Origin of the sequence: Prosthecobacter sp. (assembly GCF_046154365.1) — a bacterium.
In the GTDB taxonomy this organism is placed as follows: domain Bacteria; phylum Verrucomicrobiota; class Verrucomicrobiia; order Verrucomicrobiales; family Verrucomicrobiaceae; genus Prosthecobacter.
In genome coordinates this window covers 1-6,733 of record NZ_JBJXFV010000113.1, presented here as the reverse complement: position 1 = coordinate 6,733, position 6,733 = coordinate 1, and the positions used below count along the sequence as shown (strand labels likewise).

Here is a 6,733-nt window from a genome sequence, read left to right as displayed (position 1 = left end):
GGAATCACGGCGCGGTGCCGTGAAATGACTCCAGCGTATCGCGCGATCACCGCAGCGTATCGCAGAATCATTCCCGAGCATGGTGCAACGGGTCATTGATACCCTCCCGTTCTGTGCGGGTGCGCCGGTTTTAGCCGTGGAGCCGTGGAGCCCTGCCCGCAATGCTTCCTGCCCGCAGTGCTTCGCATAGCGATGCAGGCGGGCGTGGCGGCCGTGAATGCGGGAAGCTTCATCGGCGGCGTTTTTATCCAAATCCGTGAAATCCGACAAGGAAAATCTTTGCCGCGCCTCAGCCCATTTGCCGAAATGATTCATTCTCAAATCATTGTCGCCTGAACTCTTTCACATGCTTCGCCTTCACGCCTGTGGGGGGAGGCACTGATTATGGCCACACCGCAGAGCTTGGAACGCCGCAGAGGCTTGATTCAGCAGGCCCTTGAGCCACTTGCAAAACCTCAGGCTAAGCACCAGTCCCGATGTTTTTGCCTGTCATTTTTTGCCTTTCTCAGACTTCAACGACCAGGGGGGCTTAGCCGTAACCATACAGAAGGTGAACCACAGAGGCACCGGGCACACAGAGGATTTCAGAGCCACTTGCAAAACCTCTGCGCCCTCCGCCTCTTTGCCCCTCTGTGGCACAAACGAAGGCTCCCAGACCCTCGATTTACCGCAGAGAGGCAGAGGAGCAAAGGTGGCAGAGAAGGTTCCATCTGGGTTTTGCAAGCCGCTCTGAAGACAGAGGAATGGGGACAGGGGAATCCAATCCTGCATTCCTGATTGGCTGCTCAAGAATCTGCGGGCCTCCCCGAGCCGCAAGACAGGCGTAGCCAATCTGCTGGAAGTTACTCTCCGTCCCACCATTAAGCCGCCTTGGGTTCCGCTGCTCTGCGGCGTTCCTGGCTCTGCGGTGTAAATCAGTGTTTCCCTAACCCTTCACATCTAACTCTCTCTTTCACTTCTCCCTCAAAATGAGCTGCAACTTCCCTGCCAGCCCTTCGTTTCATCGCGCATCCGACCGGAACACCGGACCATCAGCCTATGAAAACGCGCCTCTTCCTCCCCCTCGCCTGCGTCTTGCTCGCCACCAGCCTCCGGGCTGAACCCACTGCGGTCGCCCCAGTGGCCGCACCGGCTGCCGCCACCGCGCCCGACGGCAATACCGTCTATCGCACCTGGACGGACACCCAGGGCCGCAAGCTGGAGGCGACCTTCCGTGGCATCGAGAACGGCCAGGTCTTCCTGCAAATCCGCAACGGCTACGTCTATCGACTGCCGCTGGACAAACTCTCCGCTGAAGACCAACTGGCCGCCAAGACGCTGAAACCCGAAGGTCTTGGCATTCCCGCCGATCCCAATCTCGCCCAGGCCGCTGCGCGCATTGATATGCTGGTGAATGGCGGACTGCAAAAAGCCGGGCTGAAGCCCAATCCGCTCGCCTCTGACGAGCAGTTCGTGCGTCGCGTCTATCTCGACATCGCTGGCCGCATCCCGACGCGTGAGGAAGCGCTCGAATTCATCAATGACGGCAGCGTTTCCAAACGCGCGAAGGTGATCGACAAGCTGCTGAACACCGACGGCTACCGCAGCAATCTGTTCAACTACTTCGCCGACATGATGCGCGTGGCCGATCAGGCCAACAAGGTGCGCTTCTACACCTACCAGGACTGGTTGAAGAGCCAGATCGCCGACAACATCTCGTGGGACAAGATGGTGTACACCATGATGACCGCCGATGGCAAGCTGCTCGAAAACGGTGCCACTGGCTACCTCCTGCGCGATGCGGGCATGCGCCTCGACAATCTCTCGCTCACGCTCAGCACCTTCCTCGGCGCGAATGTTTCCTGCGCCCAGTGTCATGATCACCCCTTCGCCGACTGGACGCAGCGGCAGTTTTATGAAATGGCGTCGTTCTTTGGCGCCACCGAAACCTATGGCGTCAAAGGTTCCAAAGGCGGCGGCAACATGATGGAGATGCGCAAGGTGCTGGCCTCCTTGGATGACAAGCGCATGCAAAACATGGCCAAAAACGTGTTGCGCATTAATGCCATGGCCGTGGAGGACAGCGAGACCAACGACCTCAAGCTGCCGGACGATTACAAGTATCCCGACGCCAAGCCTGGCGACTTCGTGGCGCCAAAACTCATCGCCTGGAGCGATGACAAAACCAAAAAAGCCTATCAAGGCGTCAAAACGAAGAACGAAGAAGACCTGCGCACGCAGTTCGCCCAATGGATGACCTCGCCGGACAATCCGCGCTTTGCCATGACCATCGCCAACCGCATGTGGAAGCGTGCTTTCGGTGTCGGCGTGCGCGAGCCAGTCACCGACCTCGATGAGCCCACTGCCAGCGTGAATCCGCCGCTGCTTTACCACCTCGCCGCCGAAATGGTGCGCGTGAAGTTCGACCTCAAGCAGTTCATGCGCCTGCTCTACAACACGCAGGCTTATCAGCGCGAGGCGACCAGCTACGAGCTTGCGGACAACACTCCCTACCTCTTCCCCGGACCGATCCTTCGCCGCATGACCGCCGAACAGGCCTGGGACTCCTGCGCCACGCTCGTCGTCGGGGCTGACGTGGACAAATTCAAAGCTCATCGTGGCGCGCAGTATGCCGACGCAATGACCCTTGATTTCGGCAAAGATGCCTCGCCTGACGCCGTCAAAGCACAGCTCGAAAAAGCCATGGCAGCCATGCGTTCCGCCGGCGGCAACCAAGGCAATCCCAAGAACAACGCGAAGAAGAAGCGTAAGATGATGCTAGCAGCAGGAAGCACCGATGAAGAAGACCTCACCGTCGCCCCGCCCGTGCGCGACGGTCTCGTGCTCGCCCGCGCCTCCGAACTGCCGCAGCCCGAGAAAGACCAGCATTTCCTGCGCATGTTCGGCCAGAGCGACCGCCAGATCGCCGACAGCGAAAGCGATGAAGGCAGCATCCCGCAGGTGATGATGCTCATGAATGGCGAAGCGCAGCGCGTCATCGGCCAGAACGACTCCCTCGTCGTCAAAACCGCCACCGAACAGAAAACACCCGAGCAGCAGGTCGAAAGCCTCTACCTCAGCTTCTTCAGCCGCAAACCCAAGCCTGACGAACTCGCCGACTCCGTCGCCGGCCTCGGCAACGGCCTCACCATGCGCGACCTGACCTGGGTGCTGTTCAACACGCGTGAATTTGTCTTTGTGGAATAGATTCAGCCAAGGGCCAAGGGTTCAGAAGCAGCAAGCGATGAGCACGAAACCGACCACCAAACACCGCCGCGACAGCGTCCTGGAGTGCTCCAGTCCTCTGGAGCTTTCCGCGAGCCAGCGGACATTCGAAAGCGCCGGAGGGCCGGCGCACTCCAAGACGCTGTCGCGCCCTTTCCACGCCTGACATCCATTTAACCGTTCAACTCACTCCATCCTCCGTCACGTCATGAACCTCCACAACCAACTCGACTCGATCACCCGCAGAGCCTTCTGCGAACGCTGGGCCACCGCCGCGCTCGGCGTCACCGTGTTGCACGGCACCGCACGCAACGTGCTCGCAGCGGAAGCCGCAACGGCGGCTGTTCCGGCCAGCGGACCCGGTTTCGGCAAAGCGAAGAACGTCATCTTTCTCCAGATGATCGGCGGCATGACGCACATCGACACGCTTGATCCAAAGGACGGCCCGACGCAGGGACCAAAAGCACCCATCAAAACGAAGGCCGACTTCCAACTCGGCGGCACGATGGAAAATCTCGCCAAGCGGGCCGACAGCATCAGCATCATCCGTAGCATGTCCTCAAAGACCGGCGTGCATGCCGCCGGGCAGTATGTCATCCGCAGCGGTTACGAGCAGCGCGGCACCATCAAGCATCCGAATATCGGTGCCTGGGCGCAGCATTTCAAAGGTGGCAGTCACAAAACGCTGCCCTCCAACGTCTGCATCAACCGTCAGCCGCAAAACGGCAACGGCTTCTTCCCCTCCAGCTTCGCCCCGCTGCCCATCCTCGATCCCGATGTCGGTCTTCAATACTCGCAGAGCGACGCCAGCCCCGATGTGCTGTCGAAACGCCTCGCCATGCTCGACAAACTCGACGCCGGCTTCCGTGAGCGCTTTCAGACCGCCGGAGTGAAGAGCTACACACAGTTCTACGAGAAAACCGTCAGCATCATGTCCAGCACAGACCTCGAAGCCTTCAGCCTCGCGGACGAAGCCGATGCCCTGAAGGACAAATATGGCCGCAACAAGTTCGGCCAGGGCTGCCTGCTCGCACGTCGTCTCGTCGAAAAAGGCATCCGCTACATCGAAGTCGCCAAAGGCGGCTGGGACATGCACAACAACATCGAGGAAGCCCTCGAAGAACATGGGGCTGAACTCGACGTGGCGCTCGCCGCTCTGCTCGAAGATTTGCAGGCACGCGGCCTGCTCGACAGCACCCTCGTCGTCCTCTGCTCCGAATTCGGCCGTGGCCCCAAGCTTAACGGCAACGGCGGACGCGATCACCACCCGAAGGTGTTCTCCACCCTGCTCGCCGGTGGCGGCATCAAAGGCGGCTTCGTCTATGGCTCCAGCGACAAGGAAGGCATGGCCGTGGCCGACAAGCAGGTCAGCATCCAGGACTTCCTCAGCACCATCGGCTGGAGCCTCGGTCTCCCCGTCGATGAAGTCGTCATGTCCCCCAGCAACCGCCCCTTCACCGTCGGCGACAAAGGCAAGCCCGTGATGGACGTGTTCGCGTAACCCTTCATGTGGCCACGCTCGCCAGAGCGTGGCTGACTGTGGAATGACGCAGCGGAAGATTCCGCGCTCTGGCGAGCGCGGCTACTTGGCCGCTCTTTGCCCTTTGCTCTTTCTCCTCCGCGTGCTTTCTGTGCCGCAGTGAACCCCACGCTCAACGAACCTGACTCACCCTTCGATCTCGCCCTCCGCCCAGCGGATTTTGCGGAGTTCCACGGCCAGACCAAGGTCAAAGAGCAGCTCCTCGTCATGGTCGAGGCCGCGAAGATGCGCGGTGAGTCGCTGGATCACGTTTTGCTCTGCGGCCCGCCCGGTTTGGGCAAAACCACACTCGCCAATCTCATCGCCAACGCCGTCGGCACCAAGCTGCACACCACCAGCGGCCCGCAGATTGAACGCGCGGGCGATCTCGCCGGAATTTTGACCAATTTGCAGGAACGCGACATCCTCTTCATCGACGAAATCCACCGTCTGCATCCCAGCATCGAGGAATACCTGTATCCGGCCATCGAGGACTTCCGTCTCGACATCATCATCGACCAGGGACCAAAGGCCCGCACCATCCGCATCGACCTGCCGCCCTTCACCCTCGTCGGTGCCACCACCCGTGCCGGCATGCTCACCGCGCCGATGCGCTCACGCTTCGGCATCCCGAACCGCCTCGATTACTACACCACCGCCGAGATCCAGCACATCCTCCTGCGCTCAGCACGGCTCATGAATGTGGTGATGGAAGAAGCTGGTGCGCATGAAATCGCCCGCCGCTCGCGTGGCACGCCGCGCATCGCCAATCATCTGCTGCGCTGGGTGCGCGATTTCGCGCAGGTGAAGGCGCAGAACATCGTCACCGAAGATGTCGCCCGTCAGGCGCTCACCATGCGCGACATCGACGAGTCCGGTCTCGATGAAATGGACACCCGCATCCTCGAAGCCATCATCGGCAAGTTCGACGGCGGCCCCGTCGGCATGGGCAGCGTCGCCGTCGCCGTCGGCGAAGACGCCAGCACCCTCGAAGACGTGCATGAGCCTTATCTCGTCATGCAAGGCTATCTCAAACGCACGCCGCGCGGCCGCGTCGCCATGCCTGCTGCTTATCGCAAACTAGGCCTGATGCCACCAACCACGGGGCAGGTGGAGTTGTTTTGATTTTCCACCATGTGGCGCGAACTGACAACCCTGTGGCAAAGCATCTGCGATCCGGAGTACCTGCATCTGCTGCTGGAACCGCTGCCACTGTATGGGCTGGGGATCGGCCTGACGTTCCTGATCGTCTCCTTCGTGTTTGGCGAGGCGAAGAGCCGCCTGCTGGCGCTGGCGATCATCTGCGTGTCCTGCGCGAGCGTGTGGCCTTACATCGACCTGCGTGACAAAGCGACGCCACGCATCCTGGCCACGCGGTCGCCGGAGTTTGCGCCGCTCATTCAAGAGCAGACGCAACGGCGCAAGGACTGGTCCTGGCCGTACTATGCGATGACGTTGTTCAGCGGCATCGCGCTGGTCGCAGCGCGATCACCGAAGGGCCGGCCGGTGCTGTTTCTCGTCGTCAGTTTCGGGGCACTGCTGTTCTGGTTCAGCATCTGGATGCACAAGAAGGAGTGCGAGGTCTATCACCGCAACATCGTGCGCTACGCGCCCGTGCGCTGAGCGTTTGAACCACGGATGCCGAAGTTGAAGGCCAACGGCCTTCCGTCTTGCAGCCCAGGGTTGGAACAACCCTGGGACACGCAGCGGCGATTTCCCGTGTTCAAGGGTGAGCCGCAACGCGGTTCCGTCCTTCTCCGGCGACGATGGACAGAACCCCGTTGGGGTTCGCCCTTGAGAAAATTTTTCGTCGGATCGTAAACCCAGGGTTCTGCGAACCCTGGGCTGCATGACGCAAGCCCGTTGGGCTTGGAACTGCCGCTCTTCCTTGGCCACTTCGACAATCGGCCTCAAGGCCGATATTTCTCGTCGTCAGTTTCGGGGCACTGCTGTTCTGGTTCAGCATCTGGATGCACAAGAAGGAGTGCGAGGTCTATCACCGCAACATCG

5 protein-coding genes are annotated in these 6,733 nt (G+C 60.5%); 4 read left to right on the top strand and 1 reads right to left on the bottom strand.

The window, feature by feature from the left end:
* Nucleotides 1-315, bottom strand: a 315-nt coding sequence (locus tag ACKVY0_RS14830) for a hypothetical protein (protein WP_409215600.1), incomplete at its 3' end; no start/stop codon positions are given.
* Nucleotides 316-1,038: 723 nt separating this feature from the next.
* Here ACKVY0_RS14830 and ACKVY0_RS14825 point away from each other — a divergent pair.
* From ACKVY0_RS14825 to ACKVY0_RS14810, 4 genes are all read left to right on the top strand, one after another.
* Nucleotides 1,039-3,186 (top strand): DUF1549 domain-containing protein, encoded by a 2,148-nt coding sequence (locus ACKVY0_RS14825; RefSeq protein WP_409215599.1) that lies wholly within the window; start codon nucleotides 1,039-1,041, stop codon nucleotides 3,184-3,186.
* Nucleotides 3,187-3,412: 226 nt separating this feature from the next.
* Nucleotides 3,413-4,705 carry a DUF1501 domain-containing protein gene (locus tag ACKVY0_RS14820; protein ID WP_409215598.1) on the top strand — a complete coding sequence of 431 codons (1,293 nt, stop codon included), beginning with the start codon at nucleotides 3,413-3,415 and terminating at the stop codon, nucleotides 4,703-4,705.
* 138 nt (nucleotides 4,706-4,843) lie between these two features.
* Nucleotides 4,844-5,848 (top strand): Holliday junction branch migration DNA helicase RuvB, encoded by a 1,005-nt coding sequence (ruvB, locus tag ACKVY0_RS14815; protein WP_409215597.1) that lies wholly within the window; start codon nucleotides 4,844-4,846, stop codon nucleotides 5,846-5,848.
* 9 nt (nucleotides 5,849-5,857) lie between these two features.
* Nucleotides 5,858-6,346 carry a hypothetical protein gene (locus ACKVY0_RS14810; protein WP_409215596.1) on the top strand — a complete coding sequence of 163 codons (489 nt, stop codon included), beginning with the start codon at nucleotides 5,858-5,860 and terminating at the stop codon, nucleotides 6,344-6,346.
* Nucleotides 6,347-6,733: the final 387 nt, after the last annotated feature.